Genomic DNA, 26,467 nt, shown 5'->3' with positions numbered 1-26,467 from the left:
CATTATTCGCCTCCCGCCCCGCAATCGCTCTTACCCCAATAAACTGCCGCCATAAACAGACCAATGATCAGATTTAAAATTCCCAGAAATACACCTGTAAGTTTTAATCCGTAAATGGGTATCAAAATAATACTGCAAAGAATGGAGCCGGCCAGCGAACCAACCAGGTCCCAGGCATAAATAATTCCACTTTTACTCGTATCTTTTTTGTGGCTTAGGTAAAGGCGATTGAAAAGAGGAAAAGAAAAGCCGCCGCAAAATCCGCTGACAATTGCCAGAAAATAAAAAGTGGCCTGAGAATGAGACATCGCCCCGATAAAAGGAAGCAGCGCGCCAATTAAAAACGATAGCAGTGAAACGCCCGCCAGAACAAAAATAGCCAGCTTTTGCAAGCTCTTATAAATTGTTGAAGAATATCGAATGGAAAAATAGCTCCCAATGGCCATCCCGCCCATGAACAACGCAATAAAAATCGCCACCTGTTGATAGAGGTAGCCATGTGCCACCTGAAAGGCAAGCAAAATAAGCAGTTCCAGACTGATCACACTAAAGCCAATAGAAAACATCCCGCTCACAGCAGCCAGGGAGTGTAATGGCCTTTTCCTTAGAAAAAAAGAGAGCCCAAGCCCAAGAAAAATAGGTAAAAAAACGATCAAAAGAAAACCATCAAAAGAAACAGAAAACATCCGTGTTAAAAAACCGGACAAAATCCTGGAAGTTTTCCCGGCCCAGAGAATGGTGTCAAAATAATAAGCCAGAGGACGATAATCGGAATTGTAAAAAGGAAATTGCGTTTCTTCAAAAGCCTCCCGGAAAAGCCTGATCCGATCAGGCATCAATTTAAAAGGGATGTAATAGTCCTGAACAAACAAAGTTTCCAGGCGACGTTCTCGCAGACGTTTAATCAAAGAATCGCTATTGACAACAGGAGGATGAACGTCTTTTATCAAAAAAAATTGCATTTTTTCGCCGGGCAAAAAACCCCAGTTTTTAAACAGAGGAACAAAAGATTGTTCGATGGCCTTTAAGTAGCGTTTCTGAGCGTCATTTAAATAATTTTCCGAAGCGCTCACCTGAAAGGCAAGAATCCCACCCGATTGTAAGCGACTTTTACACAGGGCAAAAAACTCCCGGCTGTAAAAACGATTGAGTTGAACCGTGTAAGGATCGGGCAAAGCGGTTATGATTAAATCAAAACTTTCCCGTGTGTGTTGCAAAAAATTACGGCCGTCGGTTTGATGAATCGCCACACGTTTATCTGTGATTAATCTTCGCCAGTTATCCGGAAAAAACTCCTTGTAAATTCCAATTACCTCAGGATCCAGTTCTACATAATGTAAGGCGCGAATAGAAGGATGCTTTAAGATTTCAAATAAAGCGCCGGAGAATCCACCGCCGATTAGTAAAACCGTTTGTGGTTTGTCGTGTAGCAGCAATGCGTAGTGCACCGTTTCTTCAGCCGTTTGCGGATCAGGTATCGTGAACAGAGGCACACCGTCTTGATAAAGCGTAAAACTGTGATCCAGACGCGTCAAAACCAGCTCGCTATAAGGCGAACTGCGTTCTTCAACAATATCCATCCCCCTCCACAGTTGTTTAAAACGTTGCTGATAGCTACTCAAAAAGCTGGAAAGAGCAAAAAAGCCGATCAGAAAATAGATCGATATAATAAGACTCTTTCTTGATTTTTCTGTACGAGAAAGGAAATAAAATGACAGCAGAAATTGCAGTATGGCTACCTTAATAACGATTTGCGTGGAGTGAAAAAAATGGATTAAAACCAGGCCGCTCAACAAACCGCCCACCAGAGAGCCGGCTGTTTCCCACAAATAAACCTGACCGCCGGCCGTATCAATCTCCTGAGCCGTGTTTATATTTAATAACCGTGCATAGAGAGGGAAAAGCCCGCCCGACAGTAAGCCGAACAGAAAAAGAGAAACCAGAGCCGTGAAAATAGTTGTGCTGAAATCCGGGAGCGCGCTGCCTACCGGTAAAAATCGGCTTCGAATAAAAAGCATCAAAAGTAACGTAAAAGGTATAACCAGACCAAAAAGAAAGTGGTGCGAAGGTAAATATTCCAGGACTTTTCTAACCCTGCCGAAAAAATAGCTACCAAGGGCAGTCCACAACATCCAGCTAAACCAGAACAGGCCAATGGTCAGTTCATTGCCGTAAAAGATCGAAATAAAAAAACGCAAATAAACAATTTGCAAAACGGTTAATGTAAAACCGTACAAAAAAAAGATGAAAAGAAGAGAACGCTTTGAAAAGTTCGTTTTTTCTGGCATTATCCTTTTCCCGTCCTTTTGTGACAAAAATGTTATAATTGATTGAAAATTTTGTGAACTCTTATCTCTATCTTAAAAAAAGTTGAGCGGTTAAACAAATCAAAAGGAAATGGAAACGGTGTATTTCAAAATCTTCATCATGCTTTTTGTGTCGATTCTGTTCTGGCATTGCGAAAAAAACATCACAACACAGTGTGAAGTGCAGCCTACGATCAAACCGACCCTCTCTTCCATTCAGACCGAAGTATTTAACGGATATTGTGTTAGCTGCCACTCGGGCGCGGCCGCATCAGGTAATTTGGACCTTTCGCCCGCCAGCGCCTATTCCAACCTGGTGAATGTTCCGTCTTCTGCTTCTTCTTTAATGCGCGTTTTGCCCGGCAACAGCGACCAGAGCTATCTGATAAAACGCCTCATCGGCGCAGACGGAGAATTGATCATGCCGCCCGCAGGCAGGCTTCCGCAAAATTTCATAGAAGCCGTTCAACAATGGATTGATGAGGGAGCGAAGAATAATTGAAAAATGAAAGTTCATGGATGCCAGAAAAAGTTAAGGCGAGCGGGACAATCCCTGCTGAGCGCTCTAAGTCAATTCATTTTATTTATAAAGCAAGGAGTCAAATATGCGATTAAAGCGCGTCCTTTTTCTAATCATGGCCTTAAGCCTCTTCTCAATCTGGGCTACAGAATATAATGTAAATCCGGAAGCGCAAAATCTGGTAAAGTTTATTTCCGATGCGCCCATTGAGGATTTTGAAGGCGTAACATCCCACATCGATGGCTACATCATCTGGGAAGGGCCGGAAAACCTGCAAAACGCAAAATTCTATTTTGAAGTTGATTTAAACACACTGGACACGGGTATCGGTTTGCGTAATCGACACATGCGCGAAAATTATCTGGAATCTGATCGCTTTCCAAAGGCATTTTTTGAGGGAACGATCGTCAAAGTCAAAAAGCTAACAGAAAATCATTACCAGGTGGAAACAGAAGGCCGGTTTTATTGCCACGGCATAAAGCAAAAGCGTAAAATCATGGGAGAAGTTTTTGTCAATGGCGAACAGTTGCGCATTAAAAGCGCGTTCGAAGTAAAACTCTCCGATCACCAAATCGAAATTCCCTCCATCATGTTTTTTAAGATCGATGAAAATATGCAGGTGCAAGTTGATTTTACCGTACAGGCTGTAAAGGAATGAGTATGCGTAACAAATTAGTAATATTAAGTTTGTTGATTCTTTTCATCGCTCCAGGCCTGCGGGCCCAGAGCGTTAAGTGGAAGCCAAAAGCTAAAACGGAGCCAAAGCTGGAACTGTTTCATTCCACGCAAAGCGTTCACTTTGTCACGGCAACCTTTTTACGTAGGGGCGAATTCGAGTATGAGATATCCCATCGTTTTTTACCGCCCATTTCCACAGAAAAATCCTTTTTAGGTATAGACGGCCCCGCTCGCATTCGCATGGGACTTGCCTACGGAATAACAGAACAAACCATGTTGACATTGGCGCGCAGCAATCTTAATGACAATGTAGACGTACAACTAAAACAACGACTACTCACCTGGCGCAATGGCGCTGCGCCTACACTGATTGCCATCAATATAGGCGCCGGCTGGAATACGGAGGTGGTAAATCGCAGCGCAGCGGACAGTAAAAATGTGCAATATTATGCCCACCTGATACTAAACACCATGCTTAAAAAGAAGCTGGCCATCGGCATTGTGCCATCGTATTTGTACAACAGCCATATCTATTGCCCCAGCGCCCAATACTCTTTTACCATTGGAACCAATCTGCAGTACTATGTGAGCCCCATGTGGAGTGTCTTCATGGAAAGCAATACAACGGTGTCCGGTTACAGGGGGCAGTACAATTCCCTTTTAGTGGGCATTGAACTGGAAACGGGAGGTCACTTTTTTAAAATTTTTGTAGGGAATAATGCGGCTCCTAATCCTTCGCAGTTTTTGGCCGGCTCTGATCTCAAGTTTAAAACAGGCAATTTACGACTGGGATTTAACATCACCAGAATATTAAAGTTTTAACACCAATCAAAACAGGAGGAGTACCAATGCGTACAATTTTAACAATGGTTAACGTTTTGGCGTTAGCTTTGCTTTTATCCGTCAACCTGGCGTGTGATAAAAAGTCAACAGATTCAAACGACGAAGAACAGGAGTTTGTGGCTACCACCCAGGATTTTAAGGACTACAAAAACTGGACGCTTAAAGCAACCGAAACAGGCCCCGATCCATTTTTGAAAACCGCCCATGGCGTGAACGACAATTTTACGCGCAAAATCTTCTTTAACGCCACCGCCAAAGCCAGCAACGGTGAGTATCCTGTCGGATCAATGATTTTAAAAGAATTGACCGACGATCAGGGCAATGTGCAGGGGGCATTTACCGTAATGGTTAAACGCGGCGGCAACTTTAATCCCGATGGCAATGGCTGGGAATGGTTCATGGTTAGTACGGATTTCTCAACGGTGATAACCCAGGGCGATAACGCCACGGCCGGCGACGGAAATTGCGCCAGCTGCCACTCTGCGGCAAACGTAAACAACAATGGTCTGGATTGGGTTTTTACCAGATAAAGACTGTGGAGCGGCGCTCCTGCGCCGCTTTATTTTCTTCACCCTAAAAATCCAACCGTAAAGCAAGGCTTAACCCATCTTGAACACCAAAATGGCTTAAGTTATTTAAAAACAATATGCCGTTCTTTTTTATTACCACTACAATATTTAAATTCTTATCTTATTTCTATCATAATTGTACGCCATCACGTGTAATTTCTTGATAAAATAATGTCCGATATTGTTTATTCTTTTCCCAAACTTCAATATTTTTTACGATAGGTGAAATATTTATTCCATATTTTAACGAAAATTCTGAGGCTAATTCGCTTAATTGTTCTCTTAATTTAAAATCAAATTGATTGACGATAATAAGAGTATCAATATCGGATAAATCATTGGCCTGGTCGCGAGAATACGAACCAAATAGATATTGGCCAAACAAATTATCTTTTACGATTTCTTGAATATCTATGGAAAAACGTTTAATAATTGGTTTTATTTGTATTTTCATTATTATTTCCACATTATTTAGATTTGGCATCTTAAAATTTTTGGGTTGTTGCAAATTCAGTTAAACAAATTTACGATTATAATTCTTTACAACGCCGATCTTGTTAGACGGATATTGCCGGAATTAATCAAGATATATATACTTCTTCATTGGCTGTCCCGCCGGAGAGGCTGTTGCAAATTCAGTTTGAGTAAAATTCAAAAAATTTGTAAATTCTGGGCGACAGATAAAACAAGTAATAACAAAGGAATTCCATGAGTTTTATTACTTATAATCGCTCACAAATGAATCTCTTTGGCTATAGTGTGGAAGATTTTGCCAGAGACGATCCAAAGAGTCGATTTGTAGTGGAGTTGGTTTCGCGCCTTGATTTAAGTGCACTTTATTCCCGTTATAGTTCACAAGGCGGTGATTCTTATGCCCCAGACATGATGCTTGCCTTATGGTTTTATGCTTATAGTAACGGCATTACCAGCACCCGTAAGCTGGAGGAATTGTGTAAATATGATACGCGCTACATTTATATCACTGGGAATCAGCATCCGGATCATAGTACATTAAGTCGTTTTCGCAAGGCACATTTGGATTTATTAGACCAATATTTTGTAGAGATACTTTTAATTGCCCAGGCCGAAGGCATAAGTAGTTTCAACCAGATAGCCATAGATGGCACGAAAATCAAAGCGCACAGCAGTAAGCGTCATGGCTACACTGAGGATCAATTAGACAAACGTATAGAGAAGTTAAGAGCAGAGATCAAGCAATACATGCAGCGCTGTAATTTTGTAGAACAGGGGGCCACGGATGAATTAGATTTAGAAACTCTTCGAGCGGAGAAAGAACGGCTTGAGCGCTTAGAGAAAGAGATATTAGAACGTAAAGCCCAATTGAAAGAGCGTAAGAAACAGCTCAAATCAGAACACCGTTCAAGACATCAAATAAATGTAAAAGAGCCGGATGCCCGCATGATGCCTTCGGTGGATGGACCGGGCTATAACGCACAATTAGGCGTAGATATGTCCAGTCATTTAATAGTAGCTCATGAAGTCGTAAGCCAGCCCAACGACCAGGGTCAATTCATACCGATTCAAGAACAAGTAGAGAAGAATCTTGGTTCAGATGATAAGCGATCTTACACGGCCGATTCCGGTTATCACAATAGCACAGACCTAAAAGAATTGGAAGAAAAGCAGATTGATGCCGTAATAGCCGATCCCCAGTTATCCAATCGTTCGATAAAGGAGACACCAACCTCCAAGGAAGAATTGCAAAAAGAAGAAAGAAAACTAAAACGAAGTGATTTTGTGTATCATGAACAGGGAGATTACTATGAATGTCCGACGGGTAAGAAGCTTTTTCCAGTTGAGAGAAATAGCGAACGGATCGTATATCGTTCCAATGATTGTCAGGATTGTCCCTTAATTAATTTATGCATTTCCAGTAAAAAGAAAGTTAAGCAAATCCATCGTTCAGTTAATGAGAGTTATTGCGAACGTATGGCGAAAAAGTTACAAACTTCAGCGGCGCAGGAACGACTAAAGAAGCGTTCGGTGACAGTTGAACCTGTTTTTGGTAACTTGAAGCATAATTTAGGCTATCGTGGATTTTCCTTATCTGGTCTTAATAATGTTCGTAGTGAATTTACGTTAATGTGTATTGGGCATAATATTAATGTTCTATTTAAAAATATGTTAGGGAAACGTTTAGCAGCGTTTATAACAGCATCACAAGAAAAAGATGATCTATTAATTTTATTTTCAAAGAATATTTTGGCGTTTTTAATTCTATATTTTGCCCAACGCTTAAGAATGAGAAAAAATTATCAATATCGGAGAATATAAGCATTAATTCCTCCCCCCCATGCAACAGCCTCCGGAGCGGGATCTCCCACAAGAGTGGCCACTTACGTGGCGCTACGCTCCGATACTTAACCACCAACTTCGGGCGTTTGGCAGGATCGGAGTAATCGGACGAGGCGGCAAATACGCTGCGCCACTTTTGCTCAGGATTTAATATCCACAAAAAACCATAGTTACTTTGTCCGTCGTTCATTATCCGTACCAGATTGGTCACATCGATCACAAAATCAGAAGTGGTGGTGGCCAGCCCAGTAGGGTTTACTTTTTCATTTAACTTGAGTTTGACAGTTGTATGGAACATAATTCCTTTATTATTATTAAGTTAGTTTAATTTCATTTTCGTTAAGTTGTCACTACAAAGATAAAAGCGTTGGCTTGCTGCTGCCTATCTCCTGAAATATTTCCAATTGTTCGCCATGCACTCTGGATAATCCTTTACGACGTCTCCCTTCATTTTCCCATTCTACAACCACGACTCGACGCAGGCTCTCCATAGCACGCTGCCAACTTAATTTTATGCCACTCAAACGCTTCTCAAACAATACTGCCATCTGGAATGCAAGAAAACATACCATCACATGAGCCCTGATACGCTTCTCTGTCCAATGAAAATTGGGACGTAAATTCAAACTATGCTTTAATTCGTAAAAACCATGCTCCACATATTTTAAATCTTTATAGCGCGCTATGAGTTCTGATTTACTCAGGTCATGAGCATTGCTTATCACTATAAACCAACCGTCGCTCTTTTCTTCTTCTGATAATACCTCATCTTGCTTATGAATCTCTATCGTATCTTCTGTTAATTCAACATTAAAGAAACGACTTAAACGTTTTCTTGATAATACACTCTTTATTTGATGATATTTATCTTCTGTGTTTATTCCCTTTTTCTTAATCTCTTCTGACAGCTCTAAAAATTCATTAATACGATTGATGCGATTTTTATAGCGCTTTAATGCCGTAGCGGCATTGTAACTGGCCACATAACGAAGTTTTATCTTTTCCTTTTTACCATCTTTTGACTTGATTTCACGCTCCGTTAGGCGCTCATAGATCGTCTCACCAGTCGCCTCTTTATGCGCATTGGCTTCTTTTATAACCGATTTGGCATCCTTGCTCTGACGAACACTCTCTCCAAGAATAAACTCATAACCTTGTTGGATTAAATGCCAGAGATTGTCATTGCTTAATAAACCTTTGTCTGCCACCAGCTGGATATCTTTTACCTTAAATCGCCTGCGAATATCATTGAGCATCTCTTGCAAGGTAGAGCGATCAGCCTTATTGCCAGGGAAGACGTAATGGGCTATAGGAATACCATCTCCGGTCATCACTACGCCAATTACGATCTGTTCTCTATCCCCGCGGTGGTCACGACTATAACCAAACTGACGAATATCGCCTTCTACCAATGAGTTTTCGGCTTCAAAGTAGCTTGATGTTAAATCATAAAAACAAACCTTTAGATCCTGATTAAACAGATCTAGTAAACGATTAGCAAGTTGGGTTTCAATCTTTTCTTTATGAGCTATTAGAAAATCCATCGCTCTTAAAAGATACTCATAACGAATGTCGTCTTTGTTGATACCCGGAATATAAACGGTTTCTAACCAGGTGAGTAGTTTTAGCTTGGAAGAAGGATCATCAAGGCGGTTAAATATCAGACTTTTTAAATGAGCTTCAAGATCAAACTTTATTCCGCTTTTTTCCTTTTGCCTGGCAATAATCTGGCTCATTTTAAGCTCTTTCCATAAATGGACAAGCGCCCAGATTTGACCGAAGGCCTTGACATTATCAATATTGCTGTCTAAGTCCTGTAAAGTTAACCCCTTAGCCCTTAAAAGTCCGTTGATAAGCGTGTCTACGTCTTTTTTGATGAATTTGTCGGTAGGGCCTAAATGCAGCAAGATTCGATGGCGTACTTTTCCATTTGAGTCTCTGTAGGACTCAGCGATTTGTAAAGTCTCATGGACTTTGTTATTTCTTTTGGATCGACTCACCTTAACAAACATAGAATGAATATAATAATAAAACGATTTGATAGCAAATAAAAAAGCACTCCTGCATAGACTACAAAGAAATTGAAACAGAGAAACTTAATTATATGTTTTTTTTGATTTGGCTTTGAAAAATTTGGCGTTAACTGTCAAACTGGGGATTTAATCTGCTTGAACGGCGTTACTCAGATATTTCAATATAAAGTCAAACGATCCCTGTTTTGTAATTTTAATATTTTTCCCTTTTACCCAGAATTAAGGACACTTATAATTTTAATATCAAAATTTTAAAATTATTTAAAGATTAAATTAATAATTCCATAAATAATTAATATGAACGAAATAACTAACACCCTCATTTTCGCAATTTTTTTATCTTCTTCTTTGTTTTTTGATTTTTTTGAAAAAGCTCTAATATTCTGCTCCACAATATTTTTTTGAAATAATAAACCCAGTATTCCACCAATTATTGATATTAATGACAATAACGTTTCATTCATTTTATTCTCCATTAAAATTTTTAAAGTAGTGTCAAAAATTTTTACAAACATAAACAATTAATTTATTGATTATGTGAAATTTGTCTCTCATTATTTTCCACCTCTCTTGGCTGACTTAAGAGGAGCTAACAACGTAGCTCAAGGTCAAGTCAATCAAAGGATAAAGGCGTTTATGTTATTTTCAAATTTTCATTTTTTTAATGAAACTTTTGACACTACCATTTTTCACCTATAAGTTGGATCATATTCTTCCCAACCTATAGAATTTCCAGAATTCCCATTACTTTTGTCCTCATTGCTTTTATTATTATTTTCATTAGTATGGTTGTTAATATTCAATTTGAAATTTGTTTTGTCTGGTTGCCAAAATGTATTTGTTTGCTTAGAATAATCGCTGTTTAACATTTGATCTAATAAAAAATCAATAAATTCACCAGTAATCGGATTTTTGTAACTAATTATTATGCCAATTATATCTCCTGGAATATCGTTTTTATATTTATTGTTTTCTAATTTCATATTTATATATTTTAGTGTAATTGAAGTTGCTTTAATAAATGAACTTGCATAAAGTAATTTAAGTGATAATGGAGATGGATATCTACCTGCAAGGGCTAAACCTGTACTTATTTTATCAAGTACTGGTGGAACATAATTTGTAAATGTAATAGCAAATTTTTTATCACTCCATATTTTTGCATTGTGTTGTGCAGCCTTAGTTATTATGCCTTTAGAAACAAAATTATTAAAATCCCTTTCCCAACCTTTACCATCTGGATCGAAAAGATTTATGGGATTGTTTTCAACATAGTTATAAGGTGAAAGTGAAATATATTTATCTGCCATCGGATCCACACTCCACCACCGCCCAATGGACGGATCATAGTAGCGGGCGCCGAAATAATACCAGGCCAGTGATTGCAAATCTCCAATAATTTTATCCACAAAGCCGTGACCGGCAAGCGCATAAGCTTCATAACCGCAGCTATTAGCACCTTTTTTGCCTATAAAAGCATAAGAATAACGAAAGCCCACTTCACGACTGTGCTGGCAACCGACACTGGCTAAGGCATTATAGGCATTTTCTGTCATACTCTGGCTACCGTCATCTTTTATTACGCCAATAACATAGTGACCAGTCGCTACGTTATTAATGAAATCTGCCATGGCATCTGCTTCGGCTGTGGAGCTATAGGTGTCAAAATGGGCTTTATCCACAACGGTACCGTTTTCATCTATTACAACAATCGTATAGCCTCTGGCATATAAACCGCTGCCGCTAATATACGAATCGTTCACATAAATTGCAGCAGCATTTCCGTCTAAATAACCTTTGGAAATCACCCGCACACTAAATGGTGTATAGCCCGTAAGCCCTTCCTCATCTAATTCCTTACTGCTGTATTTGTACATGTCAGTGGCCAGAGCATTGTTCATGGAACGCCCGGGCATTTGCAATCCAAACGGGAAGTAATCATTATAGCCTTTAACATCCCCGTTTTCATCAACGGTTACTCTGATGTTTCCTAAATGATCCTTAAGGTAGAAGTACTTCTTCATCCGAACATAAGTTACCACCAACTTCGGGCGTTTGGCCGGATCGGTGTAATCGGACGAAGCGGCAAATACGCTGCGCCACTTTTGCTCGTTTTGTAAAATCCATAAAAAACCATAGTTACTTTGTCCGTCGTTCATTATCCGTACCAGATTGGTTACATCGATTTCAAAATAGGAGGTGGTAGTAGCAGGAGCGGGAACGCTTACCTGATCGGCAATTGTTGAAGAAGGTTGATTGTTCCAGGTAATGGTTTGTTCGTCCCATGGTTCTGTTACACGTCTTAAATAAGTTGCAGATTGGGAAGCGCGGTAGCTATTGCCGCCGCCGTGTTGATAAATAGCTAAACTATTTCAAAGAACGATAATTATTTACTTTGTATTTGATGATATTTATTGTTTTAACAATTTTTCAGTATCTATTTTAATTATTTTATTTACAAATTTTCCATCCTTATAAATTTGAAATATAATTTTATCCTCATCATACCAAAATGGCGCAAAGCATGTTTGAGTATCGTATATTTTTATTTTATTAAATGTATTATTTTTTATATCTAAAATTAAAACATATACACCATCATACCAATTAAAAACAACATATCCATTCCTTTTATTATAAACAAATGATGTTTCACCAACTGCACCTAATTCTCCTAATTTTATTTCTTGATTTTTTTTTAAGTCATAAATAGATATTATGGCATCAGCTTCACCAGTTGATTCATTCTGATACGCCATAAATATTTTTGTACTATCCATAATATCATATCCATAAAAATAATTTGTGTCGCTTAATCTTTTTACTTCAACGATTTTATCTTTATTATGATAATATAAAAAATTTCCAAATAATATTTTTAATTCCTGCGCATTTGCCATGCTAAAAATACCGATTAGTAGAATTAAAATTAGCTTTCTCATGTTAATTTTCCTCCTCTTTCACTTTTGTTTTATCCTGATTTGCTTTATGAAATGATTTCCATACATTGGCAGGTGATTTTGATTCATTAATTCCCAATAAATCGTACATGGTTGATATCATTTCTCTCATACGAAAACTTTGCAGATCCTTATTTAAAATAAATGCCGTTGGCATTTGTGATTTTTTAAAACCAAAACTTGCTTTCGTAACTTTATTATCTTTACCAATATTAAAAATAAAAGTAACTTTCTCACCGTACCAACTAGATATTTTAAATATCTATTTTCTTACCTTATTTAATCTAATTCTCTTAATAATCTTAATTAAAGCATTTTGGCACGAATAAATAAATTCTCCTGAATCATCTTTAATAGATTTATTGATTAAAATATCTAGTAGGTACGGTATTAATTCTTCAGATTCGCCTAAATATTCTACTACTTTTATAGCCATTAGACGTTCCAAATATGTTTTGTGAGAGTTATCTGCTATTGCTATTACTTCAATAATATTTTTACTTTGAATATTTTTAAAAAGAATGGATTTATCTTTTTCATAAAATTGCAAAGATTTATTCAATTCTTTTTTACGTTCTAAAATTGTTTTCTTTTTCTTGTTTTTTAATTTTTTATATCCATCAATAATATCTGTAATAAACGGATTTTGATTTTTTAAAAGCATTAAATTTTTTATTTTTTTATCATTACTTGTCATTATTAAAGCAAATATTAAACCGCAATTTAAATTGCAGTTATTATTTAAAAAATTAGCATGATCTAAAAATTTTAATAAATAATCAAAATAAGTTGTATCTTGAGTAACTCCTAGAATATAAAAAAATTTATCTAAAGGCCATTCATTATAATTTTCAAAATTTCTCTTTTTTGTTAAATATTTCAGGAATGAATTTTTGAATTCAGCGGGATTTTTTAAAATATAATCTAATTCTTTAACATTAATTTTTAAAATATTTGTTTGAATAAAATTATTAATTACTTTATGTGTATTAATTTTAATTAATTCATTTTTAGTATTTGCAATGCTAAAAAGCCCAATTAATAGAATTAAAATTAACTTTTTCATTTTAATTCTCCTCTTCTTTAACTTTTGTTTTATCCTGTTCCACTTTATGAAATGATTTCCATACATTGGCAGGAGACTTTGATTCATCAATTCCCAATAAATTGTACATAGTTGATTTTATCTGTTTTAATTGAAGGCCTTTATTGTCATGCTCCCCTTCTTCATTATGGCCTTCGCTATCTTCCATTACAGTAATCGTTTTAAGAGGATCTCCTTCATTATGAGTATTTAAAATATTCTTCATAGCTTCATCTGTGGTTCTTATGCATCCCATTGTACAATGATTTACCCCTTTACGTCCTAATCTATCTGGGACATTTTCCCTACCTGCATGGACCCCCATCCCTGATCTACCTGGTACATCAAATACAAAATTTCCAATATTTCCATAAGGACTATTAACGCCTTCTCCAGCGTGATTTACAAAATAAGCAAACTTATATGTGCCTAATGGAAATCTACCATTTGATGAAGATGCGACATTATTTCTAGCTTCCCAAATACCAATAATATTACCATTACCAGAACAAAGTATTAATTTTCCAGTAGATCTATTAAATACTAAATCACTTAAACCATATAAATCAAAACGAATAATTGGATTATTTCGAGCATAGTTGTATGGTGTTAACCATATTATTTTTTCTGCCAACGGATCCACACTCCACCACCGCCCAATTTCCGGATCATAGTAGCGGGCGCCGAAATAATACCAGTTAATATCGTTTTCCTCATCAAGCTCTTTGCTACTAAACTTATAAAACGCATAATTCAAAGCCGTGTTCATGGAACGCCCGGGCATTGTAAGTCCGAATGGATAATAGTCGTTATACCCCTTCACATCCCCGTTTTCGTCAACGGTCACTCTGATGTTTCCCAAATGATCCTTTAGATAAAAGTACTTCTTCATTGGCTGATACGTTACCACTAGCTTCGGGCGTTTGGCCGGATCGGAGTAATCGGACGAAGCGGCAAACACGTTGCGGTAGTATTTTTTTCTCTTTAATATTAAGCAAAATTTTCAATTTTTAACTTTTCTTTAATAAAACTAAATTTTAAAAATAGTTTTTATTAATTGTAAGAATAAATATAATGATCCAACAAACAAACTACCTATTCCACCGATTTTCATACTAGTTTTTCGTTCGTAATTACTAATTTCCCATTTATTTCCATTCTCTGATCGACCTATAATATCTAACATTTTTTCATTGAAAAAAGTAAATAAAATCCCAACAATTATTAATACTATTGACATAAATAATTTATAATTCATTTTAAATCTCCAAAAAATTAATCCTTTTGTTCCTTTTTTACTCCTTCTTACTTAAAATAATATACATTTTTTAGATTTAAAACATTAAGAGGCACTTCAACAGAATTTTATATTTTAAGATTCACACTAAACTCCAGCTCAATTTTCGGATCGGTTTAATTGGAAGTAGCAATAAAAAAATACAGTATTACTGTTCATTCTTTAATAACACCAAAAACCTACAATTTTTAGCTTAATATATTTTTGGAAAAATAAAAAATTTTAAAGCCTATTTAATAAACTAAAAATTCAAATTTAAAACGTTATTTCAATAATTGAATTATTAAATATATTGAACCAATAACTAAACAACCAATTCCAACAATTTTCATCCTTGCCCTTTGTTCTTCTACACTAAGTTCCCATTTTTTTCTTTCTTGTGGTTTATCTTCAAGTTTTGTTATTTTTTCATTGAAAAAAGTATATAATACTCCAACAATTATTAATACAATTGATATAAATAATTCATAATTCATTTTAAATCTCTCCAAAACATCTTAATCATTATTTTTTTCTTTTTTCTCATTTTGTTCCTTTTTTTCTTTTTCTTGTACTTCTTGCCATAATTCATAAGGTGATGAATAATATATTCCCAACTTATTTTTAATATAAGAATTCCAATCTATTACTACCTTTGTATTATCCTGTTTAACTGTTCCATCACTAAAATTATTTTTATTATTCGAAACCTTGAAATTTAAATCAATTATTTTGAGGTCATATGCCAATTGAAAGGCGAAAATAGAATATGCTGGTATTGATTTTTTAATAGGTAGACCTATAATGAAAGTAGAAAAAGATATTATATTATCAGTAGAATTGTTACTAGTAAAAAAATTAAACATTGCTCCTGCAAAAGAGAATTCACTACTTAATACTCTACTCGAAGGGAATGCAATCATTGCCCCTATATCAAAAGTTAATGTGTAAAATTTTTTGTAAAAATTCCTTAATTGAATTGGCATTGGTTGATTTAAATTATTTTTATATTTTTCATAATAAGGCAAAGTCTCTGTACGAACCTGCTTCCCATCCGGATCATAATACTTTATTGGATTATTAAGAGTAAATACATAAGGTGATATGCCAGGATATTTTTCTTCCAACGGATCCACACTCAGCCACCGCCCAATGGCCGGGTCGTAGTAGCGGGCACCAAAGTAATACAAGGCCAGTGGTTGCAACTCTCCAATCCTTTTATCCACAAACCCCTGACCCGCAGGAGCATAAGCTTCATAACCGCAACTACTTTCGCCTTTTTTGCCTATAAAAGCATACGAATAACGAAAGCCCACTTCCCGACTGTGCTGGCAGCCGACGCTGGCTAAGGCATTATAGGCATTTTCTGTCATACTCTGACTACCGTCATCTTTTATTACGCCAATAACATAGTGACCAGTCGCTACGTTATTAATGAAATCTGCCATGGCATCTGCTTCGGCTGTGGAGCTATAGGTGTCAAAATGGGCTTTATCCACAACGGTACCGTTTTCATCGACCACAACAATCGTATAACCTCTGGCATATAAACCACTGCCGCTAATATACGAATCGTTCACATAAATTGCAGCAGCATTTCCGTCTAAATAACCTTTGGAAATCACCCGCACACTAAATGGTGTATAGCCCGTAAGCCCTTCCTCATCTAATTCCTTACTGCTGTATTTGTACATATCCGTGGCCAGAGCGTTGTTCATGGAACGACCGGGCATTTGCAGTCCGAATGGATAATAGTCATTATAACCCTCAACATCTCCGTTTTCATCAACGGTTACACGAATGTTGCCGAGGTGATCCTTTAAATAGAAATACTTCTTCATCGGCTGTCCCGCCGGAGAGGCTGTTGCAAATTCAGTTTGAGTAAAATTCAAAAAATTTGTAAATTCTGGGCGACAGATAAAACAAGTAATAACAAAGGAATTCCATGAGTTTTATTACTTATAATCGCTCACAAATGAATCTCTTTGGCTATAGTGTGGAAGATTTTGCCAGAGACGATCCAAAGAGTCGATTTGTAGTGGAGTTGGTTTCGCGCCTTGATTTAAGTGCACTTTATTCCCGTTATAGTTCACAAGGCGGTGATTCTTATGCCCCAGACATGATGCTTGCCTTATGGTTTTATGCTTATAGTAACGGCATTACCAGCACCCGTAAGCTGGAGGAATTGTGTAAATATGATACGCGCTACATTTATATCACTGGGAATCAGCATCCGGATCATAGTACATTAAGTCGTTTTCGCAAGGCACATTTGGATTTATTAGACCAATATTTTGTAGAGATACTTTTAATTGCCCAGGCCGAAGGCATAAGTAGTTTCAACCAGATAGCCATAGATGGCACGAAAATCAAAGCGCACAGCAGTAAGCGTCATGGCTACACTGAGGATCAATTAGACAAACGTATAGAGAAGTTAAGAGCAGAGATCAAGCAATACATGCAGCGCTGTAATTTTGTAGAACAGGGGGCCACGGATGAATTAGATTTAGAAACTCTTCGAGCGGAGAAAGAACGGCTTGAGCGCTTAGAGAAAGAGATATTAGAACGTAAAGCCCAATTGAAAGAGCGTAAGAAACAGCTCAAATCAGAACACCGTTCAAGACATCAAATAAATGTAAAAGAGCCGGATGCCCGCATGATGCCTTCGGTGGATGGACCGGGCTATAACGCACAATTAGGCGTAGATATGTCCAGTCATTTAATAGTAGCTCATGAAGTCGTAAGCCAGCCCAACGACCAGGGTCAATTCATACCGATTCAAGAACAAGTAGAGAAGAATCTTGGTTCAGATGATAAGCGATCTTACACGGCCGATTCCGGTTATCACAATAGCACAGACCTAAAAGAATTGGAAGAAAAGCAGATTGATGCCGTAATAGCCGATCCCCAGTTATCCAATCGTTCGATAAAGGAGACACCAACCTCCAAGGAAGAATTGCAAAAAGAAGAAAGAAAACTAAAACGAAGTGATTTTGTGTATCATGAACAGGGAGATTACTATGAATGTCCGACGGGTAAGAAGCTTTTTCCAGTTGAGAGGAATAGCGAACGGATCGTATATCGTTCCAATGATTGTCAGGACTGTCCCTTAATTAATTTATGTATTTCCAGTAAAAAGAAAGTTAAGCAAATCCATCGTTCAGTTAATGAGAGTTATTGCGAACGTATGGCGAAAAAGTTACAAACTTCAGCGGCGCAGGAACGACTAAAGAAGCGTTCGGTGACAGTTGAACCTGTTTTTGGTAACTTGAAGCATAATTTAGGCTATCGTGGATTTTCCTTATCTGGTCTTAATAATGTTCGTAGTGAATTTACGTTAATGTGTATTGGGCATAATATTAATGTTCTATTTAAAAATATGTTAGGGAAACGTTTAGCAGCGTTTATAACAGCATCACAAGAAAAAGATGATCTATTAATTTTATTTTCAAAGAATATTTTGGCGTTTTTAATTCTATATTTTGCCCAACGCTTAAGAATGAGAAAAAATTATCAATATCGGAGAATATAAGCATTAATTCCTCCCCCCCATGCAACAGCCTCCGGAGCGGGATCTCCGCTGCGCTCCGATACTTAACCCCAACTTCGGGCGTTTGGCCGGATAGGAGTAATCGGACGAGGCGGCAAACACGCTGCGCCACTTTTGCTCAGGATTTAATATCCACAAAAAGCCGTGGTTGCTTTGTCCGTCGTTCATTATCCGTACCAGATTGGTCACATCGATTTCAAAATCGGAAGTTGTAGTGGCTGGAGCCGGAACGCTTACCTGATCGGCAATTGTTGAAGAAGGTTGATTGTTCCAGGTAATGGTTTGTTCGTCCCATGGTTCTGTTACACGTCTTAAATAGGTTGCAGATTGGGAAGCGCGGTAGCTATTGCCGCCGCCGTGTTGATAAACTGTTAAACTATTTCAAAGAACGATAATATCTGAAATAATAAAAATGTATTTAATCAGGTGAAAAATTTTTTATGGTTTTATTACAATCCAAGGCAGCACACCCGCAGCCAAAATTTTTAATATAATCAACCGCAAAGAGATTTTTAAATCACAATTCTTTTTTACGCAGATACTCTCAGAAAAATAAAAAAAATCTGCGCGATTAGCGAGAAACAAATTCTTCCACCATAGAAACGGCAGGTGAGTTTTAGGCCATCCATTCCCATTTAACCATCCAACTTGGCATGGATTTACTGTGTTGGCCTTCACTTCGTCCTGCACTTGCAAGATAGATCTTTTCAAAAAAGTATCCTAAACTTATTATACAAATGTTACCATAATACGATAAAAACTCATTGAGTTTAAAAAAATATCCAATGAAAATTATTAGAAACTCATTGAATTTTTAATTATTTGTACGTATCTTTTCTTAAAAAGGTTTTAAGAAAAGGAAAACAACATGCCTTTATCACAGGTTAATGATCGTTTTCCCCGTTTGAAACTGGAAAAGCCGCTTGAGACAAGAGATATGGCTAAATACATTGCTGAACGTTCTACATTAAGCCCTCCTGATATCATTGCGGTTATTTATGCTTTAAGTGATGTACTGCTCTATAATTTATCCATTGCTCGTCCGGTTAGGCTGGAAGGCATCGGCATTTTTCGTCCAAGCATTAAACTGGACGGCACCTTACAAATCCGTTTTAAGGCCGATAAGTCGCTGGTGCGGGAATTAAATTTGCAAAAAAATAATCTTAAACATAAAATAACACATAGGGAGAATTTAGGGAAAAGTTTAAGTGAACTGGAAGAGCAAACCGAATAATTTTAGCGCGCTTCCCTTCTCTTTTTCCAACGACAGTTCAATCTACCACATTCGTGGTTATCCATTTGCCATGCAGATCGAAGTGAAACCAATAACCAATTGATCGAGATGCCCGGTATTTACTATAATGTAGGCAATTCCAACGACCGCTACAAATACAATAGCAAAGAATTAGAGACTGTTGGAAGCTTAAGCAAATACCATTATGGTTTTCGTGAGTATGATCCGGAAATAGGCCGATGGAACCGTGTGGATCCCCTGTATTACCAGACGCCCGGCCAGTCTCCGTACAACTTTGTTTCCAATAATCCGGTTAATTCATACGATGTGATGGGATTAGTTACAAATACTGAACTAAAAGCCTTTTTTACCTTAAAGTTTGCAGGATGGGGAGCTGAATTTAGTCAAGCTCCCGATTATAGTGAAGTTGAGAGTTATGGTGGTGTCATCGGCGGTGGTTCAATATCTGATGACCAATTACGTGCTATGATTAATGAAGCCTGGATTAAGGGAGATATTTTAAATAACTATTCTGAGATGGTATCTTTCTTATATGATGGACAATATGTGGTAATTTACGGGTATTATCCAGATGAGCAAGCCATTTCTTATCAATCGGATGATGCAGACGTTATTGCAACAAAATGGGAAATTTTAGATTATTCAATTAAAAACTATAATGGAAACTATCATAATAATAAAAATATAATTGGGGCATTGATCTCAGGTGTTGGTACTGTAGGTACATATTTAGGTTATAAAGGCAATGCTTTTCATAATGAATTGTATTGGAAGGCAAAAAATGGAAAAATTTATTTAAGGTCATATTTAAAAAAACCAGGCGGCTATGCCAGAAGTTATAAAATAGTTGGTGAAGCTTTAGAACCTTATAAAAAGTTGAGTAGGAGATTAACATTGGGCGGTCTTGCATTAACAGTAGGGGATGTAATATTAAAAAGAGAACTAAAAGCATCAAATATTTTAGATATAGGCTTAGGTGTGGTTTCTGTTACAACAGGAGTGGGATCTTTAGTAGCTGGAGCTTATATTGTTACAGATATTGGTTTCAAAGTACTTACGGGAGTATCGTTATCAGAACGTTTAGATCATTTTGTTAATAAAAAATTTAGTTGGAATTAATCAAAGAGGGAAATATTTATGACCAAAATATTCAAAATCTATGATTATATTTTTTATAGAATTTTTATTTTTTTCAAAAAAAAGAAGAATGATGATCCTTTAGAAAATGCGATTAATCTTACTGCTATGTCGCAAATTACTTTAGTTGGAGATTTATTATTAATCTTCCAAAAATTTAATATTTTTGAAACTCTTTTTAATTTCCTTGAACTACACACGAATAAATATATAATTGGTATTCCTTTAGCAATATTTTTTTTATTGATTAATCATTTAAGGTATAGAAAAATCTATAAAAAAAATAACTTTAAAGAATTTAAGGCAATGTTAGCAAAAGACTCTGTGAAACAAAAAAAATAAAAGGGTGGTTGGTAGTAATTTATTTATTTATTTCAATTTTAGGGCCAATCCTGCTGCCCTTATTGTTATATAAAGTTTTTTAACAAAAAGTAAATGAATTCAATCAAAAATTCCCATATCAGTTCTAATGAATGTGACCATGAACAATCTAAGCAAATACCATTACGGCTTTCGTGAATACGATCCTGAAATTGGAAGATGGAACCGTGTGGATCCCCTGTATTACCAGACGCCCGGCCAGTCGCCGTACAATTTTGTGTACAATAATCCGGTTAATCAGTATGATGTGGCGGGATTGTTTACCAATGATATACAATTTATCTGGCATCTTGAATGGACTCTTAATTGGAGTGCAGAGTATCAGATGGGAGTGACAGGAGATTTTGCAGTAGATGGAGGTGGAGTGCGTGCTTTTGGTGATGGCCAAGGTACAGTAATAGTATCAGGGAAAGATTTTAGTGCCTCGTTTAATGGAATCACTGATGCTATGTCGAGAGAATATAAAGAAGCATCTATTAGAGCATTAACTGAAACATATTATCAAATATCAGTACAATTGATTGAACAATATATTGATTTTTATGACAATTTATTAACTTCGCAGGCAATTCAAATAATAGATGATCCAGGCGATCAATTAAGCAAAATAAATTTTCATATTAATTTTGATGATGATTGGGACTGGGCTAATGAAAAATTTGCATTAGAAATTTTAAACTTAGTAGGTAAGCCATATAAATTGGGGGGAAATGGGCCCGAAAGTTATGACTGCTCTGGAGCAGTTTGTCATGGATTAAGAATAACTATAAATCCAAATTTTGGAGATTATACGGCGGATCAATTATTCCATCTTTATTCACAACCTTCTAATTATGTTTCAAGAGGCAATATATTCTTTTATGATTATACAAATGATGGTATAATAGATCATGTCACTACAATAATTGATCAATATAATATGGTTCACCCATCTCAGCAGAATAGGATAATTGAATTAAGACCACATACTTGGTTAAACAGATATACTTTTAGGAGAGGAGGAGTAATATATCTAAGGAGTTGGAATTGGAAAAAAATATTAGGAAATTAGATAATTAAATGGGGGATTGAAAATGAAAATATTTATTTTAGTAATTATGATTGTTTCTTTTTGTATAGGTCAAACCAAAAGAACGGAAAAAGAAAATAATAATAACCAAATCGTCATATCAAAGTTAGATAATAATTTTTTGTTAATTCATGAATTTAAAATGGATTCTATAATTTTAGGAAAAGTATTTGTACATTTTGTTGATAAAGAAAAAGGTGTGTTTGACACCCTTTATATATTTGATTCAAAAAACGGTATTGATACACTGTACTCTATTGAAAGTTGTGTACTAAAGAACAAAGGGGGAATAGATGTTGAAGTTTATCCTATTGATTTTTGGGGATACAAAGCTATTGTTTTAAAAAATGATCATATGGTTTTATATGCGCTACATAAAAAAGGGAAAAATATTTCTGATCCCATATACATTTTTTGGAATAGAGAAGAAAAACTATTTGAGGTGATGAAAGCGCCATAAATAGCATAACATTTGGCTTAATAAGCAGTTAGTAAACGTTACTTTTTTATTAGAAAGATTTATTTAGCAGAAATGTCTATTGGAATGTAGTGGAAAAATTAAACTAAGCAAGAAAGACGCCCGGTATGTGCTATAACGATGGCAATTCCAACGACCGCTACAAATACAGCGGCAAGGAAATGGAAACCATGGGCAGCCTGAGTAAATACCATTACGGTTTACGTGTGTATCCCGTAAGGGACTCCTTTCGGAGCGATACGGAAATAGGCCGTTGGAACCGGGTGGAGCCTCTGTATTTACAGACACCCGACCAGTCGCCGTACAACTTTGTTGCGAATATTCCGGTTAACCATTATGATGTGGCGGGATTGTTACCAAAAATATCCAATCCGTTCCGTTGATTCTCCACTTTTCAGCTGTCTCACTTTTGATGAGCCCAATATACCTCCCCCCGCCCACCATATCATTACTTATCTGTCATAATCCTTCTTTCCTTAAAACTAACCTGCCACACGAGGCTGCATTGTAAACCTTGTTTACATAGGGCGGCCGTTGTTAACAGCGTAAACTATTTTAGGTATCCGGCGTATAAGAAAAAGGTTTGAAGAACAAGGCTTTTAGCCATATATTGGTTATGGCATGAAGTTTGTATTATAAATGGGTGAAATAAACAAAATAAAGGTGGTTGCCATGAGAACCATAAAAATATTAACTCTGTTGCTGGGCGGAATCTTTTTGATGACCTCGTGTTACACGCAGTTAGCGTTAGTGGAGCGCGAAGTCTATCAAAGCGAAGATTACTACTATCCGCCGGGCGATACCATTTACACAGATGGATCGCCAGTAATTGTCCAAAACTTCTACAACGACGTACCGTATGACTTTAATATGGGTATGCATATCGGATTTTATGATAGCTGGTGGTTGTGGAGTGATTGGTATTATCCTTACGTCGGTTACTGGCCCCACGTTTTCTATCCCATCCGCCCAATTGGCCCATACTGGATGTATCCGGGGCTAATCGTTTATGATCCTTTTTATTGGGATTATTATTATGATTACTGGGCATGGAACAGAGGCCCTGTTTACACCACGCCTTACGGACCGCGCCCTTTTGTTAAAGACGGCTCCCTTTTACGCGGCGGCGGCAGTAAACGCGTTCGAATATCTAAAACTGGCGGGGACGACCGCTCCGTCGGAGATGCAACCTTTTTACCGACTCGAACTTCCGGTAGCCTGACCTCGAAAAGCGCTTCCCGTACAAGTGTTCGTAAAACCATTAGCAATACGGATATTCGAAAAACGACGCGTAGTACGGAGTCGAATAGAACGGTTGTAAGAAAAGGAACGACCGAAAGAACAACAAAAAAGTCAACGGTGATTCGCAAAAAAACAAGAAACGAACGGAAATACTATCCCATCACCACAATTCGTTCCACCAAACCAAAAACAACCGTAAAACAGCCAAAGGCCACTTCGCGTAAGATGATCAAAACACAAGCTCGCTCTACGAATAAATCCTACGGAAGCAGCCGTTCGACTTACACCAACACGCGCAGAAGTTCGGCGCCCCGTCCAACGTACAGTACGCCGTCGCGCAGCAGCAGCCATCGATCCACGAGCACCATTCGCTCCAGCTCTTCGCGCAGTTCGTCACGCTCGGCTACTACCACGCGCAGTTCTTCGCGTACAAGCAAAAGTAGAAAATAACTAACGAATTCTAAGGAAGGTAACGACTATGAAGCGCATTGTGGCATTGATTTTATTCTTTACTGTTAACGTTTTCGCCCAGACGGTGGAAGAGGCGACCCTCCTCGTTGAAAACGAGAGCGGATTTGGCGTAAAAGCCGCCGCGCTGGGCAATGCCTTTACGGCAATTGCCGATGATTATTCGGCCATTTATTGGAACCCGGCCGGCCTGGCTCAGATTAAAATGCAGCAGATGTACGGCTCGCTCAACCATCTCAAGTTGAATACAGAAACGACCTTTTTAGGCAATAAAACAACCCTCGATCAGGGCTACACTAAGTTTCAAAGCTTTGGTTATGTTTATCCTTTTCCCGTTCGGCGTGGAAGCATGGTTCTGGCCCTGGGCTACCAGCGCACGAAAGATTTGAACAAAATTGTGCAATTTTCCGGTTTCAACCCCAACAGCAATGACCTGGCTTTTTCCATTTACAATGATCTGGGTTATGATGGATTAATTCTGCCATTCGATGCCGATCTGAATCTTTCACAAAATATTAAAGAAGACGGTCATCTGTCGCAGTGGTCCATTGGCGGCGCCATCGATCTGGCTCCCAATTTTTCAGCCGGCGCCACCGTTAATTTTATTGGCGGCTCAAGCGATTATCGACTTAAATATCTTCAGGAAGATGCCAGGGGAACCAATAGTTATGATATTTACGATGCCGACGGCCAGCTCATAGAAAATTTTTACTACAACTACTATCAGATCGAACAACTGATCTCCACAGACTATTCGGGGATTGAACTCAAACTTGGCGGGCTCTGGCGCTTGAATCAAAATCTGCGCGTGGGAGCTAATATTACCTTTCCCATGAAGCTTTCTGTGGACGAAACCTGGACCTATGCGGACGAACTTTCCTATGATGTTTACGTCATTGGCGAGGATGCAACCTATCGCTTTGTTGAGCCCTACGACAGTCTCGGTCAGTTCAATTACAACATCAAGGTGCCGTTTAAATTTGATCTTGGATTTTCATATACATTCAAAAATCTATTGCTGGCAGCTTCCGGACGCTATGTTGACTGGACGCAGCTTGAACTGGAAAAAGGTGATGATGCCCCTGCCGGCTACGAAACCTATTTTACACGTCAAAACGATATGGCTCCTCTAATTTTGACCGACGTTTTTTCCTATTCATTGGGCGCCCAGCTTTCAATATTGAATAATTCATTACAGCTAAGAGCAGGGTATCGATATGTGCCGTCGCCCATTAAAGATTCCGAAAAATCTTTCGATAAAACATATGTGTCGGTTGGCGCAGGATTCATAATTAGCAAAAACACACAAATCGATGTGGCGGTAATCCGGGGAATCTACGAAACGGATAAGTACTATCGTTACGACTGGGATTACGATCAGAGTTTAGAGCCCATGGCAACCCATGAAAAATATCAGATTGACAGAATCCAGGTCGGATTGCGCTACAGTTTTTAAAGCAAATTAAGGCCCCTGAAACACAAAAAGGCATCTCGAATAAATTCGAGATGCCTTTTTCAATTTAAAAGCATTGCACGCTTTACTTGAACATCGCTTTCCAGTATTCTCTGCGCATGCGCGCGATGGCCGTAATGGAAATTTCTTTAGGACAAACCGCTTCACACTCACCGTGATTGGAGCAGGCGCCAAAACCTTCTTCGTCCATTTGGGCCACCATACGTTCCACGCGTCGGGCCGCTTCCGGTCTGCCCTGAGGCAGCAGGGCCAGCTGAGAAACTTTAGCGCCCACAAACAACGCAGCAGATGCATTGGGGCAGGCGGCAACACAGGCGCCGCAGCCGATGCAGGCGGCCATGTCCATCGCTTCATCGGCATTCTCTTTAGGCACCGGGATGCTCAGCGCTTCCGGAACCCCGCCGGTTCTTACCGAGGTGTAGCCACCTTTGGACATAATCCGATCCAGTGAGCTACGATCGACAACCAGGTCTTTTATCACCGGAAAGGCCTTTGCCCGGAATGGCTCAACCACAATGGTATCGCCGTCTTTAAACATGCGCATGCGGATGTCGCAGGTGGTGGTTCCGCTTTTAGGGCCGTGCGCTGTGCCGTTGATTACCGCGCCGCACATTCCACAAATGCCCTCACGGCAGTCATTATCGAATTCAATCGGTTCTTCGTCTTTTTTGATCAGGTCTTCATTCAATACATCCAACATCTCCAGAAAAGACATGTCGGGATTGACATCTTTAACCAGATAATTTTTAAATTCGCCACGCGAACTTGCATCCTTTTGACGCCAGACTTTTAAATGTATGGTTATTGTTTTCTTTTCCATAGCCTGCC

28 protein-coding genes and 1 pseudogene are annotated in these 26,467 nt (G+C 37.9%); 14 read left to right on the top strand and 15 right to left on the bottom strand.

What is annotated here, in order from left to right; all coding sequences use genetic code 11:
- Positions 1-2: 2 nt before the first annotated feature.
- On the bottom strand, positions 3-2,288 hold the full coding sequence (locus Cabys_RS19110; RefSeq protein WP_006927699.1) for a fused MFS/spermidine synthase: 2,286 nt from the start codon (positions 2,286-2,288) through the stop codon (positions 3-5).
- Positions 2,289-2,397: 109 nt separating this feature from the next.
- Between Cabys_RS19110 and Cabys_RS19105 the strand changes: the two genes are divergently transcribed.
- From Cabys_RS19105 to Cabys_RS19090, 4 genes are all read left to right on the top strand, one after another.
- Positions 2,398-2,808, top strand: coding sequence for a c-type cytochrome domain-containing protein (locus tag Cabys_RS19105; RefSeq protein WP_052304144.1), 411 nt, complete (start codon positions 2,398-2,400; stop codon positions 2,806-2,808).
- Positions 2,809-2,911: 103 nt separating this feature from the next.
- Entirely contained in the window at positions 2,912-3,484 is a 573-nt protein-coding gene (locus Cabys_RS19100) for a YceI family protein (RefSeq protein ID WP_006927701.1), read from the top strand.
- Positions 3,485-3,486: 2 nt separating this feature from the next.
- Entirely contained in the window at positions 3,487-4,326 is an 840-nt protein-coding gene (locus Cabys_RS19095; RefSeq protein ID WP_006927702.1) for a DUF5777 family beta-barrel protein, read from the top strand.
- A 26-nt stretch (positions 4,327-4,352) separates the two neighbouring features.
- On the top strand, positions 4,353-4,877 hold the full coding sequence (locus Cabys_RS19090) for a cytochrome P460 family protein (RefSeq protein ID WP_006927703.1): 525 nt from the start codon (positions 4,353-4,355) through the stop codon (positions 4,875-4,877).
- 169 nt (positions 4,878-5,046) lie between these two features.
- Here Cabys_RS19090 and Cabys_RS19085 read toward each other — a convergent pair whose 3' ends face one another.
- Positions 5,047-5,370 (bottom strand): nucleotidyltransferase domain-containing protein, encoded by a 324-nt coding sequence (locus tag Cabys_RS19085; RefSeq protein WP_006927704.1) that lies wholly within the window; start codon positions 5,368-5,370, stop codon positions 5,047-5,049.
- A gap of 254 nt (positions 5,371-5,624) precedes the next feature.
- Between Cabys_RS19085 and Cabys_RS19080 the strand changes: the two genes are divergently transcribed.
- The gene (locus Cabys_RS19080; protein WP_006926562.1) at positions 5,625-7,211 is read left to right on the top strand and encodes an IS1182 family transposase; all 1,587 of its coding nucleotides are present in this window, start codon (positions 5,625-5,627) and stop codon (positions 7,209-7,211) included.
- A 371-nt stretch (positions 7,212-7,582) separates the two neighbouring features.
- Here Cabys_RS19080 and Cabys_RS19075 read toward each other — a convergent pair whose 3' ends face one another.
- The 10 genes from Cabys_RS19075 to Cabys_RS20355 form a co-directional block, all read right to left on the bottom strand.
- Positions 7,583-9,244 carry an IS1634 family transposase gene (locus Cabys_RS19075; RefSeq protein ID WP_006927061.1) on the bottom strand — a complete coding sequence of 554 codons (1,662 nt, stop codon included), beginning with the start codon at positions 9,242-9,244 and terminating at the stop codon, positions 7,583-7,585.
- A gap of 278 nt (positions 9,245-9,522) precedes the next feature.
- Entirely contained in the window at positions 9,523-9,780 is a 258-nt protein-coding gene (locus Cabys_RS19070; protein WP_169833741.1) for a hypothetical protein, read from the bottom strand.
- A gap of 174 nt (positions 9,781-9,954) precedes the next feature.
- On the bottom strand, positions 9,955-11,625 hold the full coding sequence (locus Cabys_RS20360) for an interleukin-like EMT inducer domain-containing protein (RefSeq protein ID WP_225868928.1): 1,671 nt from the start codon (positions 11,623-11,625) through the stop codon (positions 9,955-9,957).
- 51 nt (positions 11,626-11,676) lie between these two features.
- Positions 11,677-12,207 (bottom strand): hypothetical protein, encoded by a 531-nt coding sequence (locus tag Cabys_RS19060; RefSeq protein WP_006927707.1) that lies wholly within the window; start codon positions 12,205-12,207, stop codon positions 11,677-11,679.
- A 1-nt stretch (position 12,208) separates the two neighbouring features.
- The gene (locus Cabys_RS20200) at positions 12,209-12,382 is read right to left on the bottom strand and encodes a hypothetical protein (RefSeq protein WP_169833740.1); all 174 of its coding nucleotides are present in this window, start codon (positions 12,380-12,382) and stop codon (positions 12,209-12,211) included.
- A gap of 105 nt (positions 12,383-12,487) precedes the next feature.
- The gene (locus tag Cabys_RS19055; RefSeq protein WP_006927708.1) at positions 12,488-13,291 is read right to left on the bottom strand and encodes a hypothetical protein; all 804 of its coding nucleotides are present in this window, start codon (positions 13,289-13,291) and stop codon (positions 12,488-12,490) included.
- Position 13,292: 1 nt separating this feature from the next.
- Positions 13,293-14,156 carry an RHS repeat domain-containing protein gene (locus Cabys_RS19050; RefSeq protein WP_169313623.1) on the bottom strand — a complete coding sequence of 288 codons (864 nt, stop codon included), beginning with the start codon at positions 14,154-14,156 and terminating at the stop codon, positions 13,293-13,295.
- Between the two features lie 183 nt (positions 14,157-14,339).
- Entirely contained in the window at positions 14,340-14,567 is a 228-nt protein-coding gene (locus Cabys_RS19045; protein ID WP_006927711.1) for a hypothetical protein, read from the bottom strand.
- 302 nt (positions 14,568-14,869) lie between these two features.
- Positions 14,870-15,097 carry a hypothetical protein gene (locus Cabys_RS19040; protein ID WP_225868904.1) on the bottom strand — a complete coding sequence of 76 codons (228 nt, stop codon included), beginning with the start codon at positions 15,095-15,097 and terminating at the stop codon, positions 14,870-14,872.
- Between the two features lie 6 nt (positions 15,098-15,103).
- Entirely contained in the window at positions 15,104-16,426 is a 1,323-nt protein-coding gene (locus Cabys_RS20355) for an interleukin-like EMT inducer domain-containing protein (RefSeq protein WP_006927713.1), read from the bottom strand.
- 104 nt (positions 16,427-16,530) lie between these two features.
- Between Cabys_RS20355 and Cabys_RS19030 the strand changes: the two genes are divergently transcribed.
- On the top strand, positions 16,531-18,117 hold the full coding sequence (locus Cabys_RS19030; protein WP_006926562.1) for an IS1182 family transposase: 1,587 nt from the start codon (positions 16,531-16,533) through the stop codon (positions 18,115-18,117).
- A gap of 3 nt (positions 18,118-18,120) precedes the next feature.
- Here the strand turns inward: Cabys_RS19030 and Cabys_RS20785 are convergent.
- A pseudogene (locus Cabys_RS20785) lies at positions 18,121-18,498 on the bottom strand (DNRLRE domain-containing protein); the annotation flags it as partial.
- Between the two features lie 75 nt (positions 18,499-18,573).
- Positions 18,574-18,846, bottom strand: a complete 273-nt coding sequence (locus Cabys_RS19025; RefSeq protein WP_044281015.1) for a hypothetical protein — start codon at positions 18,844-18,846, stop codon at positions 18,574-18,576.
- A gap of 157 nt (positions 18,847-19,003) precedes the next feature.
- Between Cabys_RS19025 and Cabys_RS19020 the strand changes: the two genes are divergently transcribed.
- The 8 genes from Cabys_RS19020 (at position 19,004) to Cabys_RS18985 (ending at position 25,621) form a co-directional block, all read left to right on the top strand.
- Positions 19,004-19,369: an HU family DNA-binding protein gene (locus Cabys_RS19020; RefSeq protein WP_006927714.1), complete on the top strand. Its 366-nt coding sequence runs from the start codon at positions 19,004-19,006 to the stop codon at positions 19,367-19,369.
- Between the two features lie 108 nt (positions 19,370-19,477).
- Positions 19,478-20,509: an RHS repeat-associated core domain-containing protein gene (locus Cabys_RS19015; protein ID WP_006927715.1), complete on the top strand. Its 1,032-nt coding sequence runs from the start codon at positions 19,478-19,480 to the stop codon at positions 20,507-20,509.
- Between the two features lie 18 nt (positions 20,510-20,527).
- On the top strand, positions 20,528-20,869 hold the full coding sequence (locus Cabys_RS19010; RefSeq protein ID WP_006927716.1) for a hypothetical protein: 342 nt from the start codon (positions 20,528-20,530) through the stop codon (positions 20,867-20,869).
- A gap of 127 nt (positions 20,870-20,996) precedes the next feature.
- On the top strand, positions 20,997-21,959 hold the full coding sequence (locus Cabys_RS19005; protein ID WP_006927717.1) for an RHS repeat-associated core domain-containing protein: 963 nt from the start codon (positions 20,997-20,999) through the stop codon (positions 21,957-21,959).
- 22 nt (positions 21,960-21,981) lie between these two features.
- Positions 21,982-22,437 carry a hypothetical protein gene (locus Cabys_RS19000; protein WP_006927718.1) on the top strand — a complete coding sequence of 152 codons (456 nt, stop codon included), beginning with the start codon at positions 21,982-21,984 and terminating at the stop codon, positions 22,435-22,437.
- Positions 22,438-22,562: 125 nt separating this feature from the next.
- Positions 22,563-22,838 (top strand): hypothetical protein, encoded by a 276-nt coding sequence (locus Cabys_RS18995; protein WP_044281037.1) that lies wholly within the window; start codon positions 22,563-22,565, stop codon positions 22,836-22,838.
- A 289-nt stretch (positions 22,839-23,127) separates the two neighbouring features.
- Positions 23,128-24,147 carry a hypothetical protein gene (locus Cabys_RS18990; RefSeq protein WP_006927719.1) on the top strand — a complete coding sequence of 340 codons (1,020 nt, stop codon included), beginning with the start codon at positions 23,128-23,130 and terminating at the stop codon, positions 24,145-24,147.
- Positions 24,148-24,175: 28 nt separating this feature from the next.
- Complete coding sequence (locus tag Cabys_RS18985; RefSeq protein WP_006927720.1) at positions 24,176-25,621, top strand: OmpP1/FadL family transporter; 1,446 nt, start codon at positions 24,176-24,178, stop codon at positions 25,619-25,621.
- 82 nt (positions 25,622-25,703) lie between these two features.
- On the opposite strand, the gene Cabys_RS18980 is transcribed toward Cabys_RS18985, so the two are convergent.
- Positions 25,704-26,459 carry a succinate dehydrogenase/fumarate reductase iron-sulfur subunit gene (locus tag Cabys_RS18980; RefSeq protein ID WP_006927721.1) on the bottom strand — a complete coding sequence of 252 codons (756 nt, stop codon included), beginning with the start codon at positions 26,457-26,459 and terminating at the stop codon, positions 25,704-25,706.
- Positions 26,460-26,467: the final 8 nt, after the last annotated feature.

This window comes from Caldithrix abyssi DSM 13497, from assembly GCF_001886815.1.
In the GTDB taxonomy this organism is placed as follows: domain Bacteria; phylum Calditrichota; class Calditrichia; order Calditrichales; family Calditrichaceae; genus Caldithrix; species Caldithrix abyssi.
Note: the sequence above shows the minus strand (reverse complement) of the source record. Positions and strands in the feature narration are given on the sequence as shown.

Coding starts and splice junctions, on each gene's coding strand:
- Cabys_RS19110 (WP_006927699.1), bottom strand. CDS start 2,288: ATGCCAGAAAAAACGAACTTTTCAAAGCGTTCTCTTCTTTTCATCTTT.
- Cabys_RS19105 (WP_052304144.1), top strand. CDS start 2,398: ATGGAAACGGTGTATTTCAAAATCTTCATCATGCTTTTTGTGTCGATT.
- Cabys_RS19100 (WP_006927701.1), top strand. CDS start 2,912: ATGCGATTAAAGCGCGTCCTTTTTCTAATCATGGCCTTAAGCCTCTTC.
- Cabys_RS19095 (WP_006927702.1), top strand. CDS start 3,487: ATGCGTAACAAATTAGTAATATTAAGTTTGTTGATTCTTTTCATCGCT.
- Cabys_RS19090 (WP_006927703.1), top strand. CDS start 4,353: ATGCGTACAATTTTAACAATGGTTAACGTTTTGGCGTTAGCTTTGCTT.
- Cabys_RS19085 (WP_006927704.1), bottom strand. CDS start 5,370: ATGAAAATACAAATAAAACCAATTATTAAACGTTTTTCCATAGATATT.
- Cabys_RS19080 (WP_006926562.1), top strand. CDS start 5,625: ATGAGTTTTATTACTTATAATCGCTCACAAATGAATCTCTTTGGCTAT.
- Cabys_RS19075 (WP_006927061.1), bottom strand. CDS start 9,244: ATGTTTGTTAAGGTGAGTCGATCCAAAAGAAATAACAAAGTCCATGAG.
- Cabys_RS19070 (WP_169833741.1), bottom strand. CDS start 9,780: ATGTTTGTAAAAATTTTTGACACTACTTTAAAAATTTTAATGGAGAAT.
- Cabys_RS19060 (WP_006927707.1), bottom strand. CDS start 12,207: ATGAGAAAGCTAATTTTAATTCTACTAATCGGTATTTTTAGCATGGCA.
- Cabys_RS20200 (WP_169833740.1), bottom strand. CDS start 12,382: ATGCCAACGGCATTTATTTTAAATAAGGATCTGCAAAGTTTTCGTATG.
- Cabys_RS19055 (WP_006927708.1), bottom strand. CDS start 13,291: ATGAAAAAGTTAATTTTAATTCTATTAATTGGGCTTTTTAGCATTGCA.
- Cabys_RS19045 (WP_006927711.1), bottom strand. CDS start 14,567: ATGAATTATAAATTATTTATGTCAATAGTATTAATAATTGTTGGGATT.
- Cabys_RS20355 (WP_006927713.1), bottom strand. CDS start 16,426: ATGAAGAAGTATTTCTATTTAAAGGATCACCTCGGCAACATTCGTGTA.
- Cabys_RS19030 (WP_006926562.1), top strand. CDS start 16,531: ATGAGTTTTATTACTTATAATCGCTCACAAATGAATCTCTTTGGCTAT.
- Cabys_RS19020 (WP_006927714.1), top strand. CDS start 19,004: ATGCCTTTATCACAGGTTAATGATCGTTTTCCCCGTTTGAAACTGGAA.
- Cabys_RS19015 (WP_006927715.1), top strand. CDS start 19,478: ATGCCCGGTATTTACTATAATGTAGGCAATTCCAACGACCGCTACAAA.
- Cabys_RS19010 (WP_006927716.1), top strand. CDS start 20,528: ATGACCAAAATATTCAAAATCTATGATTATATTTTTTATAGAATTTTT.
- Cabys_RS19005 (WP_006927717.1), top strand. CDS start 20,997: ATGAATGTGACCATGAACAATCTAAGCAAATACCATTACGGCTTTCGT.
- Cabys_RS19000 (WP_006927718.1), top strand. CDS start 21,982: ATGAAAATATTTATTTTAGTAATTATGATTGTTTCTTTTTGTATAGGT.
- Cabys_RS18995 (WP_044281037.1), top strand. CDS start 22,563: ATGTGCTATAACGATGGCAATTCCAACGACCGCTACAAATACAGCGGC.
- Cabys_RS18990 (WP_006927719.1), top strand. CDS start 23,128: ATGAGAACCATAAAAATATTAACTCTGTTGCTGGGCGGAATCTTTTTG.
- Cabys_RS18985 (WP_006927720.1), top strand. CDS start 24,176: ATGAAGCGCATTGTGGCATTGATTTTATTCTTTACTGTTAACGTTTTC.
- Cabys_RS18980 (WP_006927721.1), bottom strand. CDS start 26,459: ATGGAAAAGAAAACAATAACCATACATTTAAAAGTCTGGCGTCAAAAG.